Below are 26637 nucleotides of genomic sequence, written 5' to 3'. Positions count from 1 at the left end.
GTCAAAACCGATTTTATGACGCTATTTTCAGCTATCGTAGCGCCCTTTGTCTCGAAAAAAAGCCCCATAATCTGAAGATTAGCCGCTATGTTGCTGCTTTGGCTGTTCTTTCGATACCTGAAGCAAGCCCTACCGGGCGTAGAAAAACAAAAAGGCCGCCCGTTGGCGACCTTCTCATATTATTTATGCCCGGCAATTCAGAGGATTAGAAGCTCAGATTGCGGAACAGCGCGATGAATTTGTGAAAGCGTTTCATGTTGATTCCTGCATAGCACACTTGTTATGTGATCTGACTCACAAAAAAGAGTCTACGCCTGGCGTCTGACATTCGCAACATTTATGTGACACATATCACACTTAAGGGTTACATCAGGAACGTCAGCCAAGAAAAAAGCCAGCCTGGAAACCAGACTGGCTTTTGTGCTTTCAAGCCGGTGTTACATCGCTTTTTTGGTCAACTCGATAACGCGCAGTTTGGCGATCGCTTTGGCCAGCTCCGCGGACGCCTGAGCGTAGTCCACGTCGCCGTGCGAGCTCTTGATGTGCTCTTCCGCTTTGCGTTTCGCTTCCAGGGCTCGCGCTTCGTCGAGATCCTGACCGCGGATAGCGGTATCAGCCAGCACGGTTACGTTACCTGGCTGAACTTCCAGCACGCCGCCGGACAAGTAGATGAACTCTTCATGTCCGTGCTGCTTCACGATGCGAATCATACCAGGCTTAATGGCGGTGAGCAGCGGGGCGTGGCCCGGGTAAATACCCAGTTCACCTTCGCTACCCGTTACCTGGATTTTCTCGACCAGACCAGAGAACATTTGCTGCTCTGCGCTGACGACGTCCAGGTGGTAAGTCATTGCCATATCACCCTCCGATTAAGGCGTTAAAGTTTTTTGGCTTTCTCAACGGCTTCGTCGATGGTGCCAACCATATAGAACGCTTGCTCAGGCAGGTGGTCGTATTCGCCGTCCATGATGCCTTTAAAGCCACGGATGGTGTCTTTCAGCGATACGAATTTACCTGGGGAACCGGTAAAGACTTCTGCGACGAAGAACGGCTGGGACAGGAAGCGCTGAATTTTACGTGCGCGTGCTACCACCAGTTTGTCTTCTTCGGACAGTTCGTCCATACCCAGAATCGCGATGATGTCTTTCAGTTCCTGGTAACGCTGCAGGATAGACTGTACGCCACGCGCGGTGTCGTAGTGCTCCTGGCCAACAACCAGCGGATCCAGCTGACGGCTGGTGGAATCCAGCGGGTCAACGGCCGGGTAAATACCCAGAGACGCGATCTGACGGCTCAGTACCACGGTTGCATCTAAGTGAGCAAAGGTGGTTGCCGGGGATGGGTCAGTCAAGTCATCCGCAGGTACGTATACCGCCTGAACGGAGGTGATAGAACCGGTTTTGGTTGAAGTGATACGTTCCTGAAGAACACCCATCTCTTCAGCAAGAGTAGGCTGATAACCTACCGCAGAAGGCATACGACCCAGCAGCGCGGATACTTCGGTACCGGCCAGGGTGTAACGGTAGATGTTATCAACGAACAGAAGAACGTCACGGCCTTCGTCACGGAATTTCTCAGCCATCGTCAGACCGGTCAGCGCAACGCGCAGACGGTTTCCTGGCGGCTCGTTCATCTGGCCGTAAACCAGGGATACTTTATCCAGAACGTTGGAGTCGGTCATTTCGTGGTAGAAGTCGTTACCCTCACGAGTACGCTCACCTACGCCCGCAAACACGGAGTAACCGGAGTGCTCGATCGCAATGTTACGGATCAGCTCCATCATGTTTACGGTTTTACCTACGCCCGCACCACCGAACAGACCGACTTTACCGCCTTTTGCGAACGGGCAGATCAGGTCCATTACTTTGATACCGGTTTCCAGCAGTTCCTGAGAGCTGGACAGCTCTTCGTAAGAAGGTGCTGCGCGGTGAATCGCCCAACGCTCTTCTTCACCGATGTCGCCTTTCATATCGATCGGCTGACCCAGGACGTTCATGATACGACCCAGGGTTGCTTTACCTACCGGGACTTCGATTGGGTGCTCGAGGTCTTTCACTTCCAGACCACGACGCAGACCGTCGGAAGAACCCATTGCGATGGTACGCACGATACCGCCGCCGAGCTGCTGCTGAACTTCCAGCACCAGGCTCTCATTACCATTCTGAACCTCAAGAGCATCGTACACGCGCGGTACGGCATCCTGAGGGAATTCGACGTCAACCACGGCGCCGATTACCTGGACAATTTTTCCAGTAGCCATCTTGAATCCTCTACGAATTAACCTGGTTATACCGCGGATGCACCACCGACGATTTCGGTGAGTTCCTGAGTAATGCTGGCCTGACGAGCTTTGTTGTATACCAACTGCAGCTCTTTAATCAGGCTGCCGCCATTGTCGGTCGCGGCTTTCATCGCCACCATACGTGCGGCCTGCTCGCTGGCCAGGTTTTCTACCACGCCCTGATAAACCTGAGATTCGACATAACGACGCAGCAGGGTATCCAGCAGCGCTTTCGGATCAGGTTCGTACAGATAATCCCAGGATTTACGCTTCAGACTCTCATCTTCTGATGCCGGCAGCGGCAGCAGCTGAGTAATGGTCGGAACCTGAGACATGGTGTTAATAAATTTGTTGCTGACAACGTAAAGCTTGTCCAGACGGCCTTCATCATAGGCCTGCAACATCACTTTTACCGGGCCGATCAGTTCGGACAGGGAAGGGTTATCCCCCATGCCTGTGACCTGAGCAACCACGTTACCGCCAACGGAATTAAAGAAAGACACGCCCTTCGAGCCGATCATCGCGAGTTCGCTCTGAACGCCTTTATCGGACCAGGCTTTCATATCTGCCAGCACTTTCTTGAACAGGTTAATGTTCAAGCCGCCGCACAGACCACGGTCAGTGGACACCACCAGGTAGCCCACGCGCTTAACGTCGCGTTCTTCCAGGTATGGGTGCTTATATTCCAGATTGCCGCTGGCAAGGTGACCAATCACTTTGCGCATGGTATCAGCATAAGGACGGCTAGCCGCCATGCGATCCTGCGATTTACGCATTTTGGACGCGGCGACCATTTCCATCGCTTTAGTGATCTTCTGCGTGTTCTGGACGCTTGCGATCTTACTACGTATCTCTTTTGCGCCGGCCATGAGCTTCTCCTCAATATCTCGCGGCCTGCCCTAAGGCAAGCCGCCAGACGTTACCAGGACTGGGTTGCTTTGAAGGAATCGAGGATGCCTTTCAGCTTGCCTTCGATTTCGTCGTTGTAGTTACCAGTCTGGTTGATTTCTTGCATCAGCGGAGCATGGTCACGGTCGACGTAAGCCAGCAGAGCGGCTTCGAAACTACCGATTTTGGCCAGTTCCACATCTTCGAGGTAACCGCGTTCAGCCGCGAACAGAACAATACCCTGCTGTGCTACAGACATTGGGGCGTACTGTTTCTGTTTCAGAAGCTCGGTCACTTTCTGACCGTGGCTCAGCTGCTTACGGGTTGCTTCGTCCAGATCGGATGCAAACTGAGAGAACGCCGCCAGTTCACGATACTGTGCCAGCGCGGTACGAATACCACCGGACAGTTTCTTGATGATCTTGGTCTGCGCTGCACCACCTACACGGGATACGGAGATACCCGGGTTAACCGCCGGACGAATACCGGAGTTAAACAGGTTGGTTTCCAGGAAGATCTGACCATCGGTAATCGAGATGACGTTAGTCGGAACGAACGCGGAAACGTCACCCGCCTGCGTTTCGATAATCGGCAGCGCAGTCAGAGAACCGGTTTTACCTTTCACTTCACCTTTGGTGAAGTTCTCAACGTATTCAGCGTTAACGCGGGATGCACGCTCCAGCAGACGAGAGTGGAGGTAGAATACGTCTCCCGGGAATGCTTCACGTCCTGGTGGACGACGGAGCAGCAGGGAAACCTGACGGTAAGCAACAGCCTGTTTGGACAGGTCATCGTACACGATCAGCGCATCTTCACCGCGGTCACGGAAGTATTCGCCCATTGCGCAACCGGCATATGGCGCCAGGTACTGCAGTGCAGCGGATTCGGAAGCGGTCGCCACAACAACGATGGTGTTAGCCAGTGCGCCGTGCTCTTCCAGTTTACGAACCACGTTAGAAATGGTGGACGCTTTCTGGCCGATAGCCACGTACACGCATTTGATGCCGGAATCACGCTGGTTGATGATCGCATCGATTGCCATCGCGGTTTTACCGGTCTGACGGTCACCGATGATCAGCTCACGCTGGCCACGGCCGATTGGAATCATCGCATCGACGGATTTGTAACCGGTCTGAACAGGCTGGTCAACGGACTGACGATCGATAACGCCTGGTGCGATAACTTCGATTGGCGAGAAGCCATCGTTATCAACCGGACCTTTACCGTCGATCGGTGCACCCAGGGTGTTCACCACGCGGCCTAACATGCCACGGCCAACCGGCACTTCAAGAATACGGCCAGTACACTTAACCTTCATGCCTTCGGCGAGGTCAGCGTATGGACCCATAACAACGGCACCTACGGAGTCGCGCTCCAGATTCAGTGCGATAGCGTAACGGTTACCCGGCAGGGAAATCATCTCACCCTGCATACAATCGGCCAGGCCGTGGATGCGGATAACACCGTCACTTACAGAAACAATAGTACCTTCGTTGTGAGCTTCACTCACAACATTGAACTGAGCAATGCGCTGCTTGATCAGTTCGCTGATTTCGGTGGAATTCAGTTGCATGCTCCAGTCCCCTTAAGACTGCAAGACGTCTGCAAGGCGTTCAAGACGGCCGCGTACGCTACCGTCAATGACCGTATCACCCGCACGGATGATAACGCCCGCCATTACAGACTTATCGATATTGCAATTCAGCTTAACTTTGCGTGACAGACGTTTTTCCATCGCGGCAGTGATTTTCGCGAGCTGTTCGTCACTCAGTGCGGAGGCAGAAGTCACTTCGACTTCAGCGGTCGCTTCACTCAGGGCGCGTAAATGCGCAAACTGCTCGAGAACATCCGGGAGCGCATTCAGACGACCGTTTTCTGCCATCACCCGAATCAGGTTCTGGCCGTTGGTGTCCAACTGCTCACCGCAGATAGCGATAAACGCATCTGCGAGCGTTTCCGGCGCCAGAGCGCCAGAAAGTAACTCTGCCATTTGGTCGTTTTTGGTCACCTCGGCGGCAAACGCCAGCATATTCTGCCAGCTGTCCACGCTCTGGTTTTCGACCGCAAAGTCAAAAGCTGCTTTGGCGTAGGGGCGAGCTACCGTTACAAATTCAGACATCAGCCCCTCCCTCCTTACAGTTCAGCGACAAGTTTATCCACGATGTCGCTGTTAGCAGCTTCATCCACGGAACGTTCGATGATCTTCTCGGCACCAGCAACAGCCAGAATCGCGACCTGCTTACGAAGTTCTTCGCGAGCACGTTTACGCTCGGCGTCGATCTCAGCCTGCGCCTGGGCAACGATTTTGCTACGTTCCTGTTCTGCTTCAGCTTTCGCTTCGTCCATGATCTGAGCGCGACGCTTGTTCGCCTGCTCGATGATCACCTGGGCTTCCGCTTTGGCTTTTTTCAGCTGGTCGGTCGCGTTGGCCTGTGCAAGGTCCAAATCTTTCTTAGCGCGTTCTGCGGAAGCCAGACCGTCAGAAATTTCTTTCTGACGTTTTTCGATGGCAGCCATTAACGGCGGCCATACGTACTTCATGCAGAACCAGACAAAGAGAATAAACGCGATGGCCTGGCCGAGGATTGTTGCGTTCATGTTCACAGCACAATACCTCTTAAAATTTGATGACTACTTACTACGCGACAGCAAACATCACGTACAGACCCAGACCGACAGCGATCATTGGGATAGCATCCACCAGACCCATAACGATAAAGAACTGAGTACGCAGCAGAGGAATCAGATCCGGCTGACGCGCTGCGCCTTCCAGGAATTTACCCCCGAGGATGCCGATACCGATCGCAGCACCGATTGCCGCCAGACCCATCATCACAGCGGCAGCCATGTACAGCAGATCCATATTCAGGTTTTCCATGACAGTCTCCAGTTTGTTTCAGTTAAAACGTAGTAGTGTTGGTAAAAAATCAGTGCTCTTCAGATGCCATCGATAGATAGACGATCGTCAGAACCATGAAGATAAAGGCTTGCAGCGTGATAATCAGGATGTGGAAAATGGCCCAAGGCACATTCAGAAGCCACTGTGACCACCACGGCAGAAGGCCGGCTATCAGAATGAAAATCAGCTCACCTGCGTACATGTTGCCGAACAGTCGAAGACCGAGAGAAACCGGTTTGGACAGCAGGCTGACGCCTTCCAGGATCAGGTTGACCGGAATGAACGCCCAGTGATTGAACGGCTGCAGGGTAAGCTCTTTAACAAAGCCGCCAACGCCTTTCATTTTGATGCTGTAGAAAAGAATGAGGATAAATACGCCGAGCGCCATCGACAGGGTGATGTTCACGTCCGCAGACGGCACCACGCGCAGCGCAGGCAGGCCCAGGAAGTGTTCGCCGATGTAAGGAATCAGGTCGATTGGCAGCAGATCCATCAGGTTCATCAGGAAGACCCAGACGAACACCGTCAGCGCCAGTGGCGCAATCAGCTTGCTCTTGCCATGGTACATGTCTTTGACGCTGCCATGGACGAAGCCGATGATCATTTCGATAGCCGTCTGGAATTTCCCTGGAACACCGCTGGTCGCTTTTTTCGCAACGCTGCGGAACATGGCAAGGAACAACAGACCCAGCACGACCGAGAAGAACATGGAGTCAATGTTGAGCGTCCAGAAGGTGGCCGGGGGGTTATGCGGATCCACCAGCGAGAAAGTACGCAGATCAAGCTGAAGGTTATTCAGGTGATGACCTATGTATTCCTGCGGCGTCATATTTTCTGAAGCCATGATGCCTTTTACCCTTTGTTGTTGATTACAGCTGGTGCCAGAACTTGTACCACCAGCACCAAAACCCACGTCACTATCAGCGGCAAAAATACCACTTTAACAACCGCCAGCGCCACCGCGAGGAGGGCAAAGGTCAGCAACACCTTGAACACTTCGCCGAGGGCGAAAGACCAGGCCACGCGGCCTTTGGCTGGTGTATGCGCCTGATGACGCCAGGCAAAAATCATAAACAGTGCATTTGGCACGACAACCGCCAAACCTCCACATACTGCGGAGATGCCCCAGAAGGGGTCTTTGAGGCAGAACAGCAATCCACTTGCGGTAACCGCCAGAAGCTGAATGAACAGAAGCTTACGAGCAACGTTTCGACTCAAGAGCGACACAGACATCACGTTTTTACTCCTGCTCCCTTCGAGGTATGTCGCGTGTCGTATAAAACGTTCTTTGAGGCTCGGAGTCAAGCATCAAAAAGCGGACAAATTATACGGTGACGCCCCGTGAATTCAAACAATAAGTAGCGAAAAGGTGAATAAATGTTTAAATATTTTTCGACCGCGCTGTTTTTCAACTTTTCAGGAAACTGTGAACAATCAGACAAAAGTGCAAACGACGCGAAATACCTCGCATAAAAGCGTGCATTCGATCACAAAAAAAAGATTTTCACCCTTATGGAAAACCAGCATAGAAAAAATTACCGGATTTCATCTTTCTGAATTCAATAACAAATTTATCGGACTCTTTTTAAAATAGCCCAATACATCCTAAAAACCATTCATTGACATTCATAATAAACTTTTAACATCCACTTACTGTTCACCCTGCCGATTTTTAGCAGACTGATATTTTCCATGTTGACTATTTTTATGGTTAAGCAAAGAGAGCCATGTGAACAGAATGCAAAAAAGCAGTGACCGTCTCGTTAAATGTAACTGAACGTATCACTGCTTTCATCACCCCGTTTTAACACTTCACGGTGGGGGTAAAATCCACATTTTTTGATAAAGATTAAACTTTTGTTGCCTTAATTTTAACCAGATGCCGTTCTCCATCCAGCTGAGGAACGTTAAGTTTCACGATATCTTCCACTGCGAACTGCGCGGGCAGCTGCGCAATTTCATCGTCAGGCAGCAGACCCTTTAACGCATAAAAATGGCCATGCTCTGCCGGCAGATGGTGACACCAGTTCACCATGTCGGTCAGGGAAGCGAACGCCCGACTGATCACCCCGTCAAAGGGCGGCTCTGCCGGGAAATCCTCGACGCGACTCTGCACCGGAGTGACGTTCTCAAGCTTCAGCTCATGCTGAACCTGGCGCAGGAAGCGCACGCGCTTGCCCAGGCTATCCAGCAGCGTGAAATGCGCCTGAGGCAGGACAATCGCCAGCGGAATACCCGGCAAGCCAGGCCCTGTCCCCACATCAATAAAACGTTCCCCCTGCAAATGCGGCGCCACGATGATGCTGTCGAGGATATGACGCACCAGCATCTCGTTCGGGTCGCGTACCGAGGTCAGGTTGTACGCTTTGTTCCATTTGTGGAGCAGTTCGACGTAGGCCACCAGCTGCTGTTGCTGGTGATCGGACAACGAAATACCTGCTTCAGCGAGCAGACGAGAGAGTTTATTGAGCACTGAGAGATCCTGTTGAGCTTCTTTTGGCGGGTGGCGCTTCGCTGACCCGCCTTACGGGTGTGCAGGCCCGGCAAGCCTCGCGCCGCCGGGCAATATATTCAAAATCAGGCGCTGCGGCGCAGCATCCCCTGTTTTTTCAGCCAGATCAGCAAAATCGAAATCGCCGCAGGGGTCACGCCGGAGATACGCGAGGCCTGACCGATAGAGGACGGTTTGTGATCGTTGAGTTTGGCAATCACCTCGTTGGACAAGCCAGAAACCTGACGGTAATCCAGCGTCGCTGGCAGGATTGTATTTTCGTTGCGCTGATGGCGCTCGATCTCGTCCTGCTGGCGGGCAATATAACCTTCGTATTTGACCTGAATCTCCACCTGCTCGGCCGCCTGCGGATCCGCAAGGCCTGGCGCAAATGGAGAGAGCTGTACCAGCTGTTCGTAGGTCACGCCCGGACGACGCAGCAGATCTTCACCGCTGGCCTCACGGGATAACGGCGCATCCAGCTGAGCGTTCACTTCAGCAGCAGCTTCAGAGGTTGGCGTCACCCAGGTGGACTTCAGGCGCTGGCGCTCAAGTTCAATGCTTTCCAGCTTTTCGTTGAAGCGCGCCCAGCGTTCGTCATCCACCAGACCCAGCTCACGACCCTGTTCGGTCAGACGCAGATCGGCGTTGTCTTCACGCAGCATCAGGCGGTATTCCGCGCGGGAGGTGAACATGCGGTACGGTTCTTTGGTACCCAACGTGCAGAGGTCATCCACCAGCACACCGAGATAGGCCTGATCGCGACGTGGCGCCCAGCCCTCTTTCTCGGCCGAGAAACGTGCAGCATTAAGACCCGCCAGCAGACCCTGTGCGGCGGCTTCTTCGTAACCGGTGGTGCCGTTGATTTGCCCGGCAAAGAACAGGCCCTGAATGTATTTGCTTTCCAGCGTAGGCTTCAGATCGCGCGGATCGAAGAAATCATACTCAATGGCGTAGCCCGGACGAACGATCTTCGCGTTTTCCATCCCTTCCATCGAGCGGACGATCTGCATCTGCACGTCAAACGGCAGGCTAGTGGAGATCCCGTTCGGGTAAATTTCGTTGGAGGTCAGGCCTTCCGGCTCGAGGAAAATTTGATGCTGATTTTTGTCGGCAAAGCGCATGACTTTGTCTTCAATCGACGGGCAATAACGTGGCCCGATACCTTCAATAACGCCGGCGTACATTGGGCTGCGATCGAGGTTATTGCGGATTACATCATGGGTGCTTTCATTGGTGTGCGTGATGTAGCACGGCACCTGGCGCGGGTGCTGATCCGCGTTGCCCATGAACGAGAACACCGGCATTGGGTTGTCGCCATGCTGCTGAGCCAGAACGCTAAAATCGATAGTGCGGGCATCAATACGCGGCGGTGTTCCGGTTTTAAGGCGACCAACGCGCAGCGGCAGTTCACGCAGACGACGAGAAAGCGGTATTGACGGCGGATCGCCAGCGCGTCCACCGCTGTAGTTGTCCAGACCAATGTGAATTTTGCCGTCAAGGAATGTCCCCACGGTCAGCACAACGGATTTCGCGTGGAACTTCAGCCCCATCTGAGTGACAGCACCGACGACGCGATCGTTTTCGACGATCAGATCTTCAACAGCCTGCTGGAAGATCATCAGGTTCGGCTGGTTTTCCAGCGCAGTGCGCACCGCCTGACGATAGAGCACGCGGTCGGCCTGAGCACGAGTTGCACGAACGGCGGGGCCTTTGCTGCCGTTTAGTATTCTAAACTGGATACCCGCCTGGTCGATCGCCTTCGCCATCAGCCCGCCGAGTGCATCCACTTCTTTTACCAGGTGTCCTTTCCCAATGCCGCCAATGGCCGGGTTGCAGCTCATCTGCCCCAGCGTGTCGATATTGTGTGTCAACAGCAGGGTCTGCTGACCCATACGTGCTGCGGCCATCGCGGCCTCAGTACCTGCATGACCCCCGCCAATGATGATGACGTCAAAAGGATCCTGATAAAACATGGTGGTCTGCCTCGCATGAAAGCGGTTTGAAAAAGTGATTGAAGCCCGGGCCGTGGATTCTACTCAACTTTAGCGGTTGGAGAAAGCACCCGGGATCCTGGGTATTTAAAAGAAGATCTTTTGTTTAGAGATCTGTTTTATTGTGATCTCTTATTAGGATCGCCATCTTCTGTGGATAAGCTGGATCTGGCTTTTAAGATCAAACGCTTAATAAGGATCACAGCCTGTGAATGATCGGTGATCCTGGTCCGTATAAGCTGGGATCAGAATGAAGGGTTATGCACAACTCAAAAACTAACCAAACCTTATTCTTTGGATAACTACCGGTTGATCAGTGCTTTTAACCAGAGTTATCCACATAAAAAAGGCCGATCTTTACAATTCTCCGATCAGTTTTGACCAGGAACCGAGCCAAATTTCAGCCGGATCTTCAGGAATGTCATGATCGAGGACGTTGATCTTCAGCGTTTCGCCTATCTGTTTCGCTCCGCAGGCCGTCAGTTCCTGGTCGATTTTCTCGATAGCGCCGCAGAATGTGTCATATTCGCGGCTGCCAATGCCCACGGAACCGAAGCGTACGGCAGAAAGATCGGGTTTCTCTTCCTTTATTGCTTCATATAAAGGAAGCAGGTTATCCGGAATGTCGCCCGCACCGTGCGTGGAGCTGACTAACAGCCAGACTCCGCTTGGGGTCAGATCTTCAAGCAGGGGGCCATGCAGCGTTTCAGTGGAAAAACCGGCGTCTTCCAGCTTCTCAGCCAGGTGTTCCGCCACGTATTCGGCGCCGCCAAGCGTGCTGCCACTGATAAGAGTAATGTCTGCCATGAAAGTCCACCTTTTGATCCTGAGTGGCACATTGTACGCTGTGTGTGAGCTGGGATCTACCTGTGGAAAGATGTGGGATTAAAAAGCCCGATCACGGGCGAATGGTGCGCATGATCGGGTTCTGCAGGGAGATCAGCGTCTCGGTGGACTGAATTTCATCGATTGTTTGGATCTTGTTGATAAGTACCTGCTGCAGGGCATCGATCGAGCGGCACATCACCTTAATAAAGATGCTGTAATGACCGGTGGTGTAATACGCCTCGGTCACTTCATCGAGGCTTTCCAGGCGAGCCAACGCGGAAGGATAATCTTTGGCGCTTTTCAAAATAATGCCGATAAAGCAGCAGACATCGTAACCCAGCTGCTTTGGGTTCACGTCGATGCGCGCGCCGGTGATGATGCCCGCCTGTTTCATCTTCTCAACGCGTACGTGGATAGTGCCGGGGCTGACGCCAAACTGCTTGGCTAATTCGGCGTAGGCGGTACGCGCATTGGCCATCAGGGCTTCAAGAATGCCGCGGTCGAGATTGTCGATCTGATAATTTTCCATAGGATTTTCTTATGATGTTTGATGAATCATTCTATTTTAGCGCCTTATTTTAACGAATTGAAATCGACAAGGCCTTTTTAGTTGTTGATTATTGAATTCATCCCTCGTTCTGTTGCTTAATCAATGGCACAGGACGCAGGAGACCATAAAAATGAAAACCGCTTATATCGCAAAACAACGTCAGATCAGTTTCGTTAAGTCCCATTTTTCACGTGAGCTCGAAGACAGACTTGGACTCATTGAAGTTCAGGCGCCGATCTTAAGCCGCGTGGGCGATGGCACTCAGGACAACCTGTCTGGCTGCGAAAAAGCGGTACAGGTCAAAGTGAAAACCTTGCCTGACGCCCAGTTCGAGGTGGTGCACTCCCTCGCGAAATGGAAACGTCAGACGCTTGGCCAGCACGACTTCAGCGCGGGCGAAGGGCTCTACACGCACATGAAAGCCCTTCGCCCCGATGAAGATCGCCTCTCGGCTATCCATTCTGTTTATGTCGATCAGTGGGACTGGGAACGCGTAATGGGTGATGGCGAACGTCACACCGGTACGCTGAAGGCCACCGTTGAAGCGATCTACGCCGGAATTAAAGCCACAGAAGCTGCCGTCAGCAAAGAGTTTGGACTGGCACCGTTCCTGCCGGAACAGATCCACTTTGTTCATAGCGAAGAATTGCTTACACGCTATCCTGGTCTCGATGCGAAAGGCCGCGAGCGCGCCATCGCCAAAGATCTGGGCGCCGTCTTCCTGATTGGGATTGGCGGTAAACTTTCCAACGGCCAGCGCCACGACGTGCGTGCGCCGGATTATGATGACTGGAGCACCCAGGGAGAAGCCGGTCTGGCGGGCCTGAACGGCGATATTCTGGTATGGAACCCGGTACTTGAAGATGCGTTTGAGATCTCATCGATGGGCATTCGCGTGGACGTCGAAGCGCTGAAGCGTCAGTTAGCACTCACTGGGGATGACGAGCGCCTGCAGCTGGAGTGGCACCAGGCGCTGCTGCGCGGTGAGATGCCGCAAACCGTCGGTGGTGGGATTGGCCAGTCACGTCTGACCATGCTGCTGTTACAGCTGCCGCATATCGGCCAGGTACAGTGCGGCGTGTGGCCGCAGCAGATCCGCGAGAGCGTAGGCGCTCTGCTGTAATCAGCGTTTCCAGCGCCGCAGCAGTCGGCTACGCAACCCGGTATCAAAGCGCCAGATATGATCGAAAATGCGCATGATGCCGGGTTTTCCATGCTGTGACATTGCCACGGCGTGAAAACGATGGAGATGTTTGCGCTGTAGCTCGCTCACCTTGTTCACCACGTCGTCCGGCAGCCGCTGGGCGATAAAGTCTGAAATGACTACCGCATCCGCATCCGTCCATTCCGGGCCCTGCATTCTTTCTATAATGGCGCGAAAACAGCTGGCGATATCGGTGCCGCCGCGAAAACGCTGGCTCAGGAAGCGAATTGCCTGCTCCAGCCCATTTGGGCCGGTGAGCTCATAGCGCACAACTTCGCTGGAGAACAGCATAATAAAGCAGCGACGATTGTCCGCCAGTGCCACCCGCATCAGCGCCAGGCAAAAGGCTTTGGCGCACTGTTCATTGAACCCGCCCATGGAACCAGACGTGTCCACGCAGACGATAAACGGTCCGCGAGGCTGTTCGTCGAAGTCCTGATGCACCACCGGGCGTTCGCTGAGCTTTTCCCGCCAGGCGTCACCGTGCAGCCGATAAGTGAGCAGTTGCTTCTCCACCAGCCGGCGATAAAACTCATATTCCAGTTCGCTGATGCCGAGCGTTGCCAGCTCCGGCGGCAGCAGACGCAGGATGTCGTCGCTTTGCTGCAGCCCGTCGACCTGCTCGGGCACCGTTGCCGGTTCCCGCACCAGCGTGCGGAAGGTTTCCATCGGCGAATCTTTTCTCGGTACCGATTTTGCTTCGCGTGAACGGCCGAGCTGCTCCGCCAGCCGCATCAGCTCTGGCTGTTCGCTGAGAAAATCCCCGTATTTGACGATAAGCTGCCAGTCGCCGCGCTTCAGCTGGCCGGCACTCATGTCCCACAGACGGCCTGCGGCGGCGTCGTTTTCCACCAGTATCGGCTCGAGCTGACCGCTGAGCGTCATTTTTTCCTGCACTTCGCTGAGAAGCTGCTCCCGTTCATCTTCCAGCAGCTGCTGATTGAGCGTGGTGGCCTGCACGATCAGGCTCAGCCGCCAGCGCTGCAAAAACAGGGTGTGCAATGCAGCGGTGAAGGTGGCGTTGTTATCCACCAGCTGTTGCGCCTGCGCGGCAAAGGGCGAGTGGACTTTCTGTAACAGCGCCAGCAGTTGCGGAAGCTGGACGATGAACTGTGACGTCGACAGGGTCTGGCTCTGCTGAAACGCCATCACCTCATCGCTGAGATCCTGCGGAACGTGCGCCTCTTTCATCTTACTTTTTAGCGCCTCCCGCCAACGGGGGATATCCTCGGTGAGCGCGTTCTTAAGACGTGGAAACTTTTCAAAAAAGATCGCCAGCTGCGGTGAGGCCAGCAGCGCGAGGATCATCTCTTCGATCAATCCTTCTTCGCTGACTGCCAGCATCACGTTAAGCGTGTCGAGGGTGAGCATTACTGCCGCGCCTGTTTGATCTGCGCGCCAACGTCCTGCAGGCTGGCTTCAATTTTCCCTAACCAGTCTCCGTGAATGAACAGGCACTTTTGCTGTTCGCTAAAGCGGGTGTGCTGCTGGTGCCACTCGTCGTCCAGCGCATCCAGCTGCTGTTTGATTTCACCGGGCATGTTTTCTGGCGCAGAGCTCCCCGGCAGCGCCAGACGGGAACCCTGCAGGCTGACGTCGCGCACCATCAGGTGCAGGCTGGTATCCACTTCCAGGTTCAGTACCTGAGCGAAGCCAATCCCGTTGAGCTTGCCGCGTATTTCGCCGCCTTTCTCAAGCCAGTGCGCCAGCGCTGTGCGTTCAACGGAAATATGGGCAACGTTCATATCATGCAGCTTTAGCGGCTGTTGGAGCAGTAAAGTGAGCGTTGCGTCCTGCAGGTTTTCCGGCAGTTCGTAATGCGGTTTGCGGCTGAACATGCCGCCCATGCGGGAAACCTTCAGCGCCGTTTTGTCACTCTGCTGCTGTTGCAGCTGAAGCCTGCGCTGAATAATGGTGCCGAGTTTTGTCAGCATTGCCTGCTGCTGCCAGGCGTGCCCGGTAATCAAAATGTCCAGCTGCTGCTGCATCAGGTTGCGACTCTCTGCGTCGTGCCACAGGCACTCTTTCAGCAGGATCAGATCGATGGGGGCGATCGCCTCACGACCGCTGAAGAAGGCGCAGGCCTGCAATAAGCGGATCGCTTTTTTCCAGCGCCTGTCGGAAACATAAGGCGCGTTTGGCAGGGTATCGAGCTGCTGGCGCAGATGATAAATCAGTTCGAAAACCGCATCAGGCAGCTTCACGCCGCCGATATCCACCTGCCACTGCCTGAACTCTTCGTCGGTGACCTGCAAGTTTTCTGATACCGGGTTGGCGCTTTCGTCCTGCTGGTTGATAAGCAGCGAGTGGAAATTGCTTTTCTCCTGGACCTTATCGAGCCAGAGGCGAATCAGCATGCGGTCATACAGCGCTTCCAGGCTGCTGTCGGGTTCCGGCAGTTCGTTCGACGCCGCCACCAGCAGGCGCATCGGGATTTTCTCTTCGTGCGCGCCGTTGCGAAAGCTACGCTCGTTAATCGCAGTCAGTAGAGTGTTGAGAATGGCCGGGCCCGCTTTCCAGATTTCGTCGAGAAAGACGATTTCTGCTTCGGGCAGATAACCTGTGGTTAAGCGCTCATAGCGCCCTTCATCCTTTAACGCCTGAATAGACAGCGGGCCAAACACCTCTTCCGGAGTGGAAAAACGGGTCATCAGATATTCAAAAGCGCGGGCGTGCTGGAAGGCGAATTTAAGGCGGCGGGCAATCAGGCTTTTGGCGATACCTGGCGGACCCAAAAGGAAAACGCTCTCGCCGCTCAGCGCCGCCAGCAGGCATAAACGGATGGCGTGACTGCGCTCAAACAGGCCCTTTTCCAGGGCCTGGCTGAGCCGGGAAATTCTTTCTGCTAATAAGTGTGATTGCGCCATAATAGAGTGGTGTCCTTCCACCATTTATCCAGCTATCAGGCGATTATAGCCGTTTGCGGGCGGCGGGTAATAGTGCGAGACGTCGCCGAAATTTCTTTGAGCAAGGTTAATACGAGGTCAATTTGGGGTACGATTCTTCGATTAATCGTGCATACTGTGCGCCTTTTGTGAGCCAGGGAAGTCGGTACACATTTGTCTTATTAAACGAAAGACGAGTCTATGAGCACTGATAATAAGCATTCCTTGCCGGCCATCACTCTGGCCGCCATTGGGGTGGTCTATGGTGATATCGGCACCAGCCCCCTTTATACATTGAGAGAGTGTCTCTCGGGCCAGTTTGGATTTGGCGTGGAACGCGATGCCGTTTTTGGTTTTTTGTCGCTGATTTTCTGGCTGCTGATTTTTACGGTTTCTCTGAAGTACATCACCTTCGTGATGCGTGCGGATAACGCCGGTGAAGGCGGGATCCTGACGCTGATGTCCCTTGCCGGGCGAAACACCTCCGCGCGAATGACTTCTGTGCTGGTGATCCTTGGGCTTATCGGCGGCAGCTTCTTCTACGGTGAGGTCGTCATTACGCCTGCCATCTCGGTGATGTCGGCCATCGAAGGCCTTGAAATCATTGCGCCGGAGCTCGATAGCTGGATTGTCCCCATTTCCATCGGCGTGCTGACTCTCCTGTTTGTCATTCAGAAGCACGGTACGGCAATGGTGGGCAAACTGTTTGCGCCAATCATGCTTATCTGGTTCCTGCTGCTGGCGGTATTAGGCGCGCGTAGCATCATTGACAACCCGGACGTATTGCATGCGCTGAACCCTTACTGGGCGGTGCATTTCTTCCTGGAATACAAAATGGTGTCGTTCGTGGCGCTGGGGGCCGTTGTGCTCTCTATTACCGGGGTGGAAGCGCTTTATGCCGATATGGGACATTTCGGCAAGTTGCCCATTCGCCTTGCCTGGTTCTCCGTTGTTCTGCCTTCGCTGGTGCTGAACTACTTCGGCCAGGGCGCGCTGCTGCTTAAGCATCCGGAAGCGATTAAGAATCCGTTCTTCCTGCTGGCGCCGGAGTGGGCGCTGATCCCGATGCTGATTATCGCTGCGCTGGCGACGGTTATCGCCTCTCAGGCGGTGATTTCCGGGGTCTTCTCTCTGACCCGTCAGGCGGTGCGTCTGGGCTACCTTTCACCGATGCGCATTATCCATACATCAGAGATGGAGTCGGGGCAGATTTATATCCCGTTCATTAACTGGCTGCTGTACATCTCTGTTGTGCTGGTGATTGTCAGCTTTGAACACTCAAGCAACCTGGCGGCAGCGTACGGAATTGCGGTCACAGGCACCATGGTGCTGACCTCCATTCTGGCCACCACCGTGGCGCGCAAAAACTGGCACTGGAACAAATATCTGGTGTTCCTGATTCTGATTGCGTTCCTTTGTGTCGACGTACCGCTGTTCTCCGCAAACCTCGACAAGCTGCTCTCCGGCGGCTGGCTGCCGCTGACGCTGGGCCTGGTGATGTTCATGGTGATGACCACCTGGAAAAGCGAGCGCTTCCGTCTGCTGCGCCGTATGCACGAGCACGGCAACTCTCTTGAGGCGATGATTGCCTCGCTTGAGAAATCCCCGCCGGTGCGCGTGCCGGGCACTGCGGTATATATGTCCCGCGCGCTGAACGTTATTCCGTTTGCGATGCTGCATAACCTCAAGCATAACAAAGTGCTGCATGAGCGTGTCATCCTGCTGACGTTGCGCACTGAAGATGCGCCGTACGTGCACAACGTGCGTCGCGTGCAGATTGAACAGCTTTCTCCGTCGTTCTGGCGCGTGGTGGCAAGCTACGGCTGGCGCGAAACGCCAAACGTGGAGGAAGTTTTCCATCGTTGCGGCCTCGAAGGGCTGAGCTGCCGGATGATGGAGACTTCGTTCTTCATGTCGCATGAGTCGCTGATTATCGGCAATGACAGGCCGTGGTATCTGCGCCTGCGCGGCAAGCTCTATCTGCTGCTGCAGCGTAACGCCCTGCGCGCGCCCGATCAGTTTGAGATCCCGCCAAACCGCGTAATCGAGCTTGGGACACAGGTTGAGATTTAATTCCTCCAATTGCCCGGTGGCGCGATGCTTACCGGGCCTACTTTTTCAACCATTCCACCCAGTAGGCCCGCGCAAGCGAAGTGCCGCCGGGCAATGTTTGATTGCTGCGCGCTGAAGCCACACCTCAGCCCTCTCCCATGTGGAGAGGGTACGAACACTAAAAACAGTATCTTTGGCATCGTATTGCTTTTACCTCCAGTTTCACTTAGCGAAACGTTTCGACAGCGATCACAATTCTATAACGTGATGGTGGTTTTATGAGCTTTCTTCAGCGTAAACTCCCTTCAGCGAAACGTTTCGCTAGTGGAGCAAAAAATGAAGAAAGGTACGGTACTCAACGCTGATATTTCCGCGGTCATTTCCCGTCTTGGGCATACCGATATGCTGGTGGTGTGTGATGCGGGTCTGCCGATCCCTCACAGCACGCAGCGCATCGATATGGCATTAACTCAGGGCATGCCTTCGTTTATGCAGGTGCTGGAAGTGGTCACCACGGAAATGCAGGTTGAGACGGCCATTCTCGCCGCGGAAATTAAAACCCATAACCCGCAACTCCACGAAACGTTGCTCAGCCACATAGAGCAGCTGCAACAACACCAGGGAAACACCATTGAAATTCATTACACCACGCATGAGCAGTTCAAAAAACAAACCGCAGACAGTCAGGCGGTGATTCGCAGCGGGGAGTGTTCCCCGTATGCGAATATCATTCTCTGTGCTGGCGTCACCTTCTGAGGCCATCATGGACGCATTACTGCAACTCAAAGGTATCGATAAATCCTTCCCGGGCGTGAAGGCCCTTTCCGGCGCTTCGCTGAACGTTTACGCAGGCCGCGTGATGGCGCTGGTGGGCGAGAACGGCGCCGGCAAATCGACGATGATGAAAGTGCTGACCGGGATCTACAGTAAAGATGCTGGTTCGCTGCAGTGGCTCGGAAAGGAAACCACCTTTACCGGGCCGAAGTCCTCTCAGGAAGCCGGCATCGGCATCATTCATCAGGAACTGAACCTGATCCCGCAGCTGACGATCGCCGAGAATATCTTTTTAGGCCGCGAGTTCGTTAACCGCTTCGGCAAAATCGACTGGAAAACCATGTACGCCGAAGCCGACAAGCTGCTGGCAAAGCTCAACCTGCGTTTTAAAAGCGACAGGCTGGTGGGCGAGCTGTCGATTGGCGATCAGCAGATGGTCGAAATTGCCAAGGTGCTGAGCTTTGAGTCGAAGGTCATCATCATGGATGAACCGACTGACGCGCTCACCGATACCGAAACCGAATCCCTGTTCCGCGTTATTCGCGAGCTGAAATCCCAGGGGCGCGGCATCGTCTACATTTCCCATCGCATGAAAGAGATTTTTGAAATCTGCGATGACGTCACCGTATTCCGCGACGGGCAGTTCATTGCCGAACGCGAAGTCGCAAGCCTGACGGAAGATTCCCTGATTGAGATGATGGTCGGCCGCAAGCTTGAAGATCAGTATCCGCATCTTGATAAAACACCGGGTGATGTGCGCCTGAAGGTCGATAATCTGTGCGGGCCGGGTGTCAACAATGTGTCATTTATCCTGCGCAAAGGAGAAATCCTTGGCGTGGCGGGCCTGATGGGCGCGGGCCGTACTGAACTGATGAAAGTGCTTTATGGCGCGCTGCCTCGCACCAGCGGCTACGTGACGCTGGACGGCCACGAAGTGGTGACCAAATCCCCGCAGGATGGCCTGGCGAACGGCATTGTCTACATCTCCGAAGACCGCAAGCGCGACGGCCTGGTGCTCGGCATGTCCGTCAAAGAGAACATGTCGCTCACTGCGCTGCGCTATTTCAGCCACTCGGGCGGTAGCCTCAAACATAAAGACGAACAGCAGGCGGTAAGCGACTTTATTCGCCTGTTTAACGTCAAAACGCCGTCGATGGAGCAGGCGATAGGTCTGCTTTCCGGCGGCAATCAGCAGAAAGTCGCCATCGCCCGCGGGCTGATGACGCGCCCGAAAGTGCTGATCCTTGATGAGCCAACGCGCGGTGTCGACGTAGGCGCGAAAAAAGAAATTTATCAGCTCATTAACCAGTTTAAAGCCGATGGCCTGAGCATCATCCTCGTCTCCTCGGAGATGCCGGAAGTATTAGGCATGAGCGATCGCATCATGGTGATGCACGAAGGGCATCTCGGCGGTGAATTCACGCGCGAGCAGGCCACTCAGGAAGTATTGATGGCTGCCGCAGTGGGTAAGCTTAATCGTGTGAATCAGGAGTAAGAAAGATGACTACCCAGGCTGTTGCTGGTCGCCGCTATTTCACCAAAGCGTGGCTGTTAGAGCAAAAATCGCTGATCGCCCTGCTGGTGCTGATCGCGATCGTCTCGACCATGAGCCCGAACTTTTTTACCGTTAATAACCTGTTCAATATTCTCCAGCAGACTTCGGTGAACGCCATCATGGCGGTCGGGATGACGCTGGTTATTCTGACCTCCGGGATCGACCTGTCCGTCGGTTCCCTGCTGGCGCTGACCGGCGCAATTGCAGCATCAATTGTTGGTATAGAAGTGAATGCGCTGGTGGCCGTTGCGGCAGCGCTTGCTGCTGGTGCCGCAATCGGTGCGGTAACCGGCGTGATTGTGGCGAAAGGCCGCGTACAGGCGTTTATCGCCACGCTGGTGATGATGCTGCTGCTGCGCGGCGTGACCATGGTCTACACCAACGGCAGTCCGGTGAACACGGGATTTACCGATAACGCCGATCTGTTCGGCTGGTTCGGGATTGGCCGTCCGCTGGGCATCCCGACGCCAGTGTGGATTATGGCAATTGTATTCCTCGCCGCCTGGTACATGTTGCATCACACACGCCTGGGCCGCTACATCTATGCGCTCGGCGGCAACGAAGCAGCGACGCGTCTGTCCGGCATCAGCGTCAATAAAGTCAAAATTATCGTCTACTCCCTGTGCGGCCTGCTGGCTTCTCTGGCGGGCATCATCGAAGTGGCGCGTCTCTCTTCCGCGCAGCCGACGGCGGGCACGGGCTACGAGCTGGATGCGATTGCGGCTGTGGTTCTCGGCGGCACCAGCCTTGCGGGCGGGAAAGGTCGCATTGTTGGGACGCTGATCGGCGCATTAATTCTCGGATTCCTGAATAATGGTTTGAATTTGTTAGGTGTTTCCTCCTATTACCAGATGATCGTCAAAGCGGTGGTGATATTGCTGGCGGTGCTGGTAGACAACAAAAAGCAGTAATAACTGACATAACAGGACCTCTACAGATATGAACATGAAAAAACTGGCTACCCTGGTTTCCGCAGTGGCACTGAGCGCCACCGTAAGTGCTAACGCAATGGCGAAAGACACCATCGCGCTGGTTATCTCTACGCTCAACAACCCGTTCTTCGTCTCCCTGAAGGACGGTGCGCAGAAAGAAGCCGATAAGCTCGGTTACAACCTTGTCGTGCTGGATTCCCAGAACAACCCGGCAAAAGAGCTGGCAAACGTGCAGGATCTGACCGTACGCGGCACCAAAATTCTGCTGATTAACCCAACGGATTCCGACGCCGTGGGTAACGCCGTGAAGATGGCCAACCAGGCGAAAATTCCGGTGATCACCCTGGACCGTCAGGCATCCAAAGGCGACGTGGTAAGCCACATTGCTTCTGACAACGTGCTGGGCGGCAAAATTGCGGGCGATTACATCGCGAAGAAAGCCGGTGAAGGCGCGAAGGTTATCGAACTGCAGGGCATTGCCGGGACTTCCGCTGCGCGTGAACGTGGTGAAGGCTTCCAGCAGGCCGTGGCCGCACACAAATTTGACGTCCTGGCCAGCCAGCCTGCCGACTTCGACCGTACTAAAGGTCTGAACGTGATGCAGAACCTGCTGACAGCGCATTCTGACGTGAAAGCGGTCTTCGCGCAGAACGACGAAATGGCGCTGGGTGCACTGCGTGCATTGCAGACCGCCGGTAAAACAGATGTGATGGTTGTCGGCTTTGACGGCACGCCGGATGGCGAAAAGGCAGTAAATGATGGCAAACTGGCAGCGACGATTGCGCAGCTGCCGGAGCAAATCGGCGCCCAGGGCGTTGATGTTGCTGCTAAGGTGCTGAAAGGTGAGAAGGTTCAGGCTAAATATCCTGTTGACCTGAAGCTGGTCATCAAGCAATAAGTCATACCGATTCAGGCCACCAAAGAGCCTGAGGGGACAACGTAAAAAGAAAAGCGTGGCATGCGCCACCGGGTTCCCGGTGGCGCTCTTTACCGGACACTCATGATCATGAATAACGCAGGCAACCTCGTCGTCCTTGGCAGCATCAATGCCGATCACATTCTCAACCTTGAATCCTTCCCGCGGCCAGGCGAAACCGTTACGGGCAGCCAGTATCAGGTGGCGTTCGGCGGCAAAGGCGCAAACCAGGCCGTGGCGGCCGGGCGCAGCGGCGCAAATATCGCATTTATCGCCTGTACTGGTGATGATGACACCGGCGAGCGCATCCGCAAGCAATTGGTCAGCGACAACATCGACGTCGAGCCCGTTACCGCTGTAGCCGGAGAATCCACCGGTGTGGCGCTGATTTTTGTTAACGGCGAAGGTGAGAATGTCATCGGTATTCATGCCGGGGCCAATGCGGCGCTCTCCACAAAGCTCGTGGCCGCGCAGGAGCAGCGTATCGCACGGGCTGACGTTTTGCTGATGCAGCTGGAATCGCCGCTGGACAGCGTACTGGCGGCAGCGAAAATTGCGCATCAGAATCAGACCCGGGTCGTGCTTAACCCGGCTCCGGCACGCGAACTCTCCGACGAACTGCTGGCGCTGGTGGATATCATTACCCCGAACGAAACCGAAGCTGAAAAGCTGACGGGCGTGAAGGTGGAAACGGATGAAGACGCGGCGAAAGCGGCGCAGGTTCTGCATGGCAAAGGTATCGAAACGGTCATCATCACCCTCGGTAGCCGGGGCGTGTGGGCCAGCCAGAACGGGAAAGGTGAACGCGTTGCTGGTTTTAAGGTGCAGGCCGTGGACACCATTGCTGCCGGAGATACCTTTAACGGTGCGCTGATGACGGCGCTGCTGGAGGATAAACCCCTGGCGCAGGCATTACGTTTTGCTCATGCTGCCGCGGCGATTGCCGTGACCCGCAAAGGTGCGCAGCCTTCCGTTCCGTGGCGTAAAGAGATTGACGACTTTCTTCGTCAGCAGGGGTAACGCTTGGCTACCATGAAGGACGTTGCCCGCCTGGCGGGCGTTTCCACCTCAACGGTGTCTCACGTCATTAATAAGGACCGTTTTGTCAGCGAGGCCATCACCGAAAAGGTGCTGGCGGCAATTCAGAACCTCAACTATGCGCCTTCTGCTCTGGCGCGTAGCCTCAAGCTTAACCAGACCCGCACCATCGGCATGCTGATTACCGCCAGTACCAATCCGTTTTATTCGGAGCTGGTGCGCGGCGTCGAGCGCAGCTGTTTTGAACGCGGCTACAGCCTGGTGCTCTGCAATACCGAAGGCGACGAACAGCGGATGAATCGCAATCTCGAAACGCTGATGCAAAAGCGCGTCGACGGCTTGCTGCTGCTGTGCACCGAAACGCACCAGCCTTCGCAGGAAATCATGCAGCGCTACCCCTCGGTGCCGACGGTGATGATGGACTGGGCGCCGTTCGACGGCGACAGCGATCTGATTCAGGATAACTCGCTGCTCGGCGGTGACATGGCAACGCAGTATCTGATTGATAAGGGATACACGCGTATCGCCTGCATTGCTGGTCCTCTGGACAAAACCCCGGCGCGCCTGCGTCTGGAAGGGTATCAGGCGGCGATGCAGCGCGGTGGATTGCCGGTACCTGAGGGTTACATCATCACCAGCGATTTTGAATTTGGCGGTGGATTAACGGCGATGCAAAAGCTGCTTACTCTGCCGCAGCCGCCACAGGCCGTTTTTGTCGGTAATGATGCGATGGCCGTTGGCGTTTATCAGGCGCTGTATCAGGCTGGCCTGAGCATCCCGCGGGATATGGCTGTAGTGGGTTATGACGATATCGAACTGGCGGGATACATGGCGCCGCCGCTGACCACCATTCACCAGCCAAAAGATGAGCTGGGTGAACTCGCCATTGATGTTCTGATCCACCGGATGGCTCAGCCCGGACAGAAACAGCAGCGTGTGCAGTTAACGCCCGAGCTGGTGGTGCGTGGGTCGGCTTAAGCCTCCTTGTGCCGCTCTTTAATCAGGTTGCGGCCATCTTTCGGTTTTAACAGCATAAAGGTCACTGCCGAGAGCACGGTGATTACGCCCATTGTAATAAAGGTGTAGTGGAACTGCTCGATGGTGTTGGCGCTGTCGAACCCTTCATAAAAGCGTAGTACCGCCGCGCTTATCGCCACCCCAAGGCTGATGGACAGCTGTTGCGTGACGGCCAGCACGCTGTTACCGCTGCTGGCGTTCTCATCCGTCAGGTCCGCAAGAGTAATGGTGTTCATCGAGGTAAACTGCGTCGACATCGCCATCCCCAGCACAAATAGCGGCAGGATCAGCATCCACACCGGCATGGACGGCGACTGCAGCGAGAACTGGGCGATCATCAAACCAATAAACACGGTGATCCCAACCAGCGTCTTCCTGTATCCAAGCACGCGCAGAACCTGGGTCACGACAGATTTTGCCAGAATTGACCCAACAGCCGTTGGTGCCATCATGCAGCCGGCGATCAGAGCAGGATAACCAAAGCCAACCTGCAACATCAGCGGCATGAGGAACGGCACGCAGCCGGTTCCCAGTCGCGTTGCAAGATTGCCCACAATCCCTACGGAGAAAGTGCGCGTTTTAAACATCGGCAGAGCAATAAGCGGTGTCGGATGGTGGCGAGCGTGGCGAATATAAGAGAGTAAAAGAAGAATGCTGATGACGATGATGGCCAGCGCAATCCACGTCGATACAATTTTTTCGCCAAACAGCTCCATGCCGCTGGAGAAAAGCACCAGGCTCATGCCAAACAGCAAAAAGCCGGTTAAGTCGAAGCCGCGCCGCGGCGTGGTGAAGTTCGGCATATATTTGCGGGCATAGAGCAATCCGGCGATGCCAATTGGAATATTAATCAGGAAGATCCAGTGCCAGCTCGCCCAGGTCACCAGCACGCCGCCGAGCACCGGTCCTAAAATGGGGCCCACCAGTCCGGGCATGGTGACGAAGTTCAGAACCGGTAAAAGCTCGCTGCGTGGATAAGCGCGCAACAGCGCGAGGCGAGCTACCGGCATCATCATTGCGCCGCCAATTCCCTGAATAACGCGGAAGATAACCAGCTGCAACAGAGAGCCCGACAGCGCACAGGCCAGCGAACCGAGCGTGAACAGGCTTACGGCAATCATAAAAATACGCCGGGTGCCGAATCTGTCGGCCAGCCAGCCGCTGACCGGGATCAGCATTGCCACCGTCAGGGTGTAGCTGATAATGGCGGACTGCATCGCCAGCGGAGAGCGGTTCAGGCTGTGGGCAATGGCCGGCAGCGCGGTATTCAGAATGGTGGCGTCCAGCGCCTGCATAAAGAAGGCCATTGCCGCGATCCACGGCAGGCCCGCCATACTGCGTGATTTCTTTTCTGTCATCTATTTACTGACCTGATCATTGGGTGCAGCTAACAACGCCTGGCAAGCCTGCCAGGCTCGCGGGCCGTCGCTGTCCTGAATGGCATCCACAATCGCCTGATGAAGATCGAGCTTCACTACTTCGTTTTGGGTGACGGCCGCGAAGTAGGTCTGATAGACCGAATGGAACAGTGAAGCAAAAGAGGTTAGAAACGGATTGGCGCTCATGGCGTAGATTTGCTCGTGCCAGGCCATATCGACTTCAATCCAGCGCTGGCGACTAAAGTGCCGCTTCAGGTAGATCATCTCCTCCATTAACGTATTCAACCGGGCTTTCTGCTCTGCGCTGCCGAGCGTGGCTGCCAGCATGCAGGCCTGAGGTTCGAGGCTGCTGCGCATCACGAGGAAATGTTCCACCACTTCCTCAAAGTTATTTTCCGTTAGCCACCAGGAGAGCAGCTCCTTATCGAGGAAGTTCCAGTCGCTGCGCGGCATCACGCGGGTGCCTATACGCGGTCGCGGCAGAACCATGCCTTTTGCAGTGAGCGTCTTAACGGCTTCACGTACCGCGGTGCGGCTCACGCCAAACTGTTCGCCAAGCTCCAGTTCGCCGGGGAGAATGCATTCCGGCGGATATTCACCGGTTAAAATCTTCTGCGCTAATTTTTCTGCAAGAACCCATGAAATGTTCTTCTGTGCTGCCAGCTGCTGCGCGCTTAAGGACATAGCCGTCATTCCTTATAGATAGATTTACCTGTCTAGTATGCCATTCAGTGACAAAATTCGGCGGTAAAATCAGCAGATAGCGCAATTAATGGCGCTTTTGTGGCTGCTTTGGTGAAAAAAAATGCGAACGGTAAAATAATTCAAATTTCCTCTTGTCACCTCAGAATAACTCCCTATAATGCGCCTCCACTGACACGGAACAACGGCAAACAAGCCGCCGGGTCAGCAGGATTTCTCCGGAAATCCTGACGGAGAAAAGCGAAAATAAAC

General features: G+C 54.6%; 25 protein-coding genes. 8 read left to right on the top strand and 17 right to left on the bottom strand.

Annotation, left to right across the window (positions count from 1 at the left end):
* Window positions 1-437 precede the first annotated feature (437 nt).
* The 13 genes from AB1287_RS05530 to asnC form a co-directional block, all read right to left on the bottom strand.
* Complete coding sequence (locus AB1287_RS05530) at window positions 438-857, bottom strand: F0F1 ATP synthase subunit epsilon (protein WP_097162483.1); 420 nt, start codon at window positions 855-857, stop codon at window positions 438-440.
* A gap of 20 nt (window positions 858-877) precedes the next feature.
* Window positions 878-2260, bottom strand: a complete 1383-nt coding sequence (atpD, locus tag AB1287_RS05525) for a F0F1 ATP synthase subunit beta (protein ID WP_435617194.1) — start codon at window positions 2258-2260, stop codon at window positions 878-880.
* 26 nt (window positions 2261-2286) lie between these two features.
* Complete coding sequence (atpG, locus tag AB1287_RS05520) at window positions 2287-3150, bottom strand: F0F1 ATP synthase subunit gamma (protein ID WP_097162485.1); 864 nt, start codon at window positions 3148-3150, stop codon at window positions 2287-2289.
* Between the two features lie 50 nt (window positions 3151-3200).
* The gene (gene atpA, locus AB1287_RS05515) at window positions 3201-4742 is read right to left on the bottom strand and encodes a F0F1 ATP synthase subunit alpha (protein WP_435617193.1); all 1542 of its coding nucleotides are present in this window, start codon (window positions 4740-4742) and stop codon (window positions 3201-3203) included.
* Between the two features lie 12 nt (window positions 4743-4754).
* Window positions 4755-5288 carry a F0F1 ATP synthase subunit delta gene (gene atpH / locus AB1287_RS05510; protein WP_435617192.1) on the bottom strand — a complete coding sequence of 178 codons (534 nt, stop codon included), beginning with the start codon at window positions 5286-5288 and terminating at the stop codon, window positions 4755-4757.
* A gap of 14 nt (window positions 5289-5302) precedes the next feature.
* Window positions 5303-5773, bottom strand: a complete 471-nt coding sequence (gene atpF / locus AB1287_RS05505; RefSeq protein ID WP_435617191.1) for a F0F1 ATP synthase subunit B — start codon at window positions 5771-5773, stop codon at window positions 5303-5305.
* 34 nt (window positions 5774-5807) lie between these two features.
* Entirely contained in the window at window positions 5808-6047 is a 240-nt protein-coding gene (atpE, locus tag AB1287_RS05500; RefSeq protein ID WP_000429386.1) for a F0F1 ATP synthase subunit C, read from the bottom strand.
* 49 nt (window positions 6048-6096) lie between these two features.
* Entirely contained in the window at window positions 6097-6912 is an 816-nt protein-coding gene (atpB, locus tag AB1287_RS05495) for a F0F1 ATP synthase subunit A (protein ID WP_097162489.1), read from the bottom strand.
* Between the two features lie 8 nt (window positions 6913-6920).
* Window positions 6921-7301 carry a F0F1 ATP synthase subunit I gene (gene atpI / locus AB1287_RS05490; protein WP_312630119.1) on the bottom strand — a complete coding sequence of 127 codons (381 nt, stop codon included), beginning with the start codon at window positions 7299-7301 and terminating at the stop codon, window positions 6921-6923.
* A gap of 616 nt (window positions 7302-7917) precedes the next feature.
* Window positions 7918-8541, bottom strand: a complete 624-nt coding sequence (gene rsmG, locus AB1287_RS05485) for a 16S rRNA (guanine(527)-N(7))-methyltransferase RsmG (RefSeq protein WP_312630120.1) — start codon at window positions 8539-8541, stop codon at window positions 7918-7920.
* A 104-nt stretch (window positions 8542-8645) separates the two neighbouring features.
* A complete protein-coding gene (gene mnmG, locus AB1287_RS05480) occupies window positions 8646-10535 on the bottom strand; it encodes a tRNA uridine-5-carboxymethylaminomethyl(34) synthesis enzyme MnmG (protein ID WP_435617190.1) in 1890 nt (629 codons plus the stop codon).
* Window positions 10536-10910: 375 nt separating this feature from the next.
* Complete coding sequence (gene mioC, locus AB1287_RS05475; RefSeq protein WP_435617189.1) at window positions 10911-11360, bottom strand: FMN-binding protein MioC; 450 nt, start codon at window positions 11358-11360, stop codon at window positions 10911-10913.
* A gap of 91 nt (window positions 11361-11451) precedes the next feature.
* Window positions 11452-11910: a transcriptional regulator AsnC gene (asnC, locus tag AB1287_RS05470; RefSeq protein ID WP_045853727.1), complete on the bottom strand. Its 459-nt coding sequence runs from the start codon at window positions 11908-11910 to the stop codon at window positions 11452-11454.
* Between the two features lie 151 nt (window positions 11911-12061).
* Here asnC and asnA point away from each other — a divergent pair, with 151 nt between their 5' ends.
* Window positions 12062-13054 (top strand): aspartate--ammonia ligase, encoded by a 993-nt coding sequence (asnA, locus tag AB1287_RS05465; protein WP_435617188.1) that lies wholly within the window; start codon window positions 12062-12064, stop codon window positions 13052-13054.
* Here the strand turns inward: asnA and viaA are convergent, their stop codons facing one another.
* Both viaA and ravA read right to left on the bottom strand, forming a co-directional pair.
* Entirely contained in the window at window positions 13055-14506 is a 1452-nt protein-coding gene (gene viaA, locus AB1287_RS05460) for an ATPase RavA stimulator ViaA (RefSeq protein WP_435617187.1), read from the bottom strand. It abuts the gene before it with no gap.
* Window positions 14506-16002, bottom strand: a complete 1497-nt coding sequence (gene ravA, locus AB1287_RS05455; RefSeq protein WP_435617186.1) for an ATPase RavA — start codon at window positions 16000-16002, stop codon at window positions 14506-14508. The genes viaA and ravA overlap by 1 nt, the downstream gene beginning before the upstream one ends.
* 219 nt (window positions 16003-16221) lie before the next feature.
* Between ravA and kup the strand changes: the two genes are divergently transcribed.
* The 7 genes from kup to rbsR all read left to right on the top strand — a co-directional run bounded on the left by kup (window position 16222) and on the right by rbsR (window position 24265).
* Window positions 16222-18093: a low affinity potassium transporter Kup gene (kup, locus tag AB1287_RS05450; protein ID WP_435617185.1), complete on the top strand. Its 1872-nt coding sequence runs from the start codon at window positions 16222-16224 to the stop codon at window positions 18091-18093.
* A gap of 315 nt (window positions 18094-18408) precedes the next feature.
* On the top strand, window positions 18409-18828 hold the full coding sequence (gene rbsD, locus AB1287_RS05445; RefSeq protein ID WP_435617184.1) for a D-ribose pyranase: 420 nt from the start codon (window positions 18409-18411) through the stop codon (window positions 18826-18828).
* Between the two features lie 7 nt (window positions 18829-18835).
* Window positions 18836-20341, top strand: coding sequence for a ribose ABC transporter ATP-binding protein RbsA (gene rbsA / locus AB1287_RS05440; RefSeq protein WP_435617183.1), 1506 nt, complete (start codon window positions 18836-18838; stop codon window positions 20339-20341).
* Window positions 20342-20346: 5 nt separating this feature from the next.
* Window positions 20347-21312 carry a ribose ABC transporter permease gene (gene rbsC, locus AB1287_RS05435; RefSeq protein ID WP_312630070.1) on the top strand — a complete coding sequence of 322 codons (966 nt, stop codon included), beginning with the start codon at window positions 20347-20349 and terminating at the stop codon, window positions 21310-21312.
* Between the two features lie 28 nt (window positions 21313-21340).
* A complete protein-coding gene (gene rbsB, locus AB1287_RS05430; RefSeq protein WP_435617182.1) occupies window positions 21341-22231 on the top strand; it encodes a ribose ABC transporter substrate-binding protein RbsB in 891 nt (296 codons plus the stop codon).
* A gap of 108 nt (window positions 22232-22339) precedes the next feature.
* Window positions 22340-23269 carry a ribokinase gene (gene rbsK / locus AB1287_RS05425; RefSeq protein ID WP_435617203.1) on the top strand — a complete coding sequence of 310 codons (930 nt, stop codon included), beginning with the start codon at window positions 22340-22342 and terminating at the stop codon, window positions 23267-23269.
* 3 nt (window positions 23270-23272) lie between these two features.
* The gene (gene rbsR / locus AB1287_RS05420; protein WP_312630074.1) at window positions 23273-24265 is read left to right on the top strand and encodes a ribose operon transcriptional repressor RbsR; all 993 of its coding nucleotides are present in this window, start codon (window positions 23273-23275) and stop codon (window positions 24263-24265) included.
* Here the strand turns inward: rbsR and mdtD are convergent.
* Both mdtD and AB1287_RS05410 read right to left on the bottom strand, forming a co-directional pair.
* Window positions 24262-25662 (bottom strand): multidrug transporter subunit MdtD, encoded by a 1401-nt coding sequence (gene mdtD, locus AB1287_RS05415; RefSeq protein WP_435617181.1) that lies wholly within the window; start codon window positions 25660-25662, stop codon window positions 24262-24264. The two genes, rbsR and mdtD, sit on opposite strands and share 4 nt — an antisense overlap.
* Complete coding sequence (locus AB1287_RS05410) at window positions 25663-26367, bottom strand: FadR/GntR family transcriptional regulator (RefSeq protein ID WP_312630078.1); 705 nt, start codon at window positions 26365-26367, stop codon at window positions 25663-25665. It abuts the gene before it with no gap.
* Between the last annotated feature and the right edge of the window lie 270 nt (window positions 26368-26637).

Source organism: Scandinavium sp. UTDF21-P1B (assembly GCF_040750395.1).
Lineage (GTDB): Bacteria > Pseudomonadota > Gammaproteobacteria > Enterobacterales > Enterobacteriaceae > Scandinavium.
This window is presented reverse-complemented; position numbering and strand designations above follow the sequence as displayed.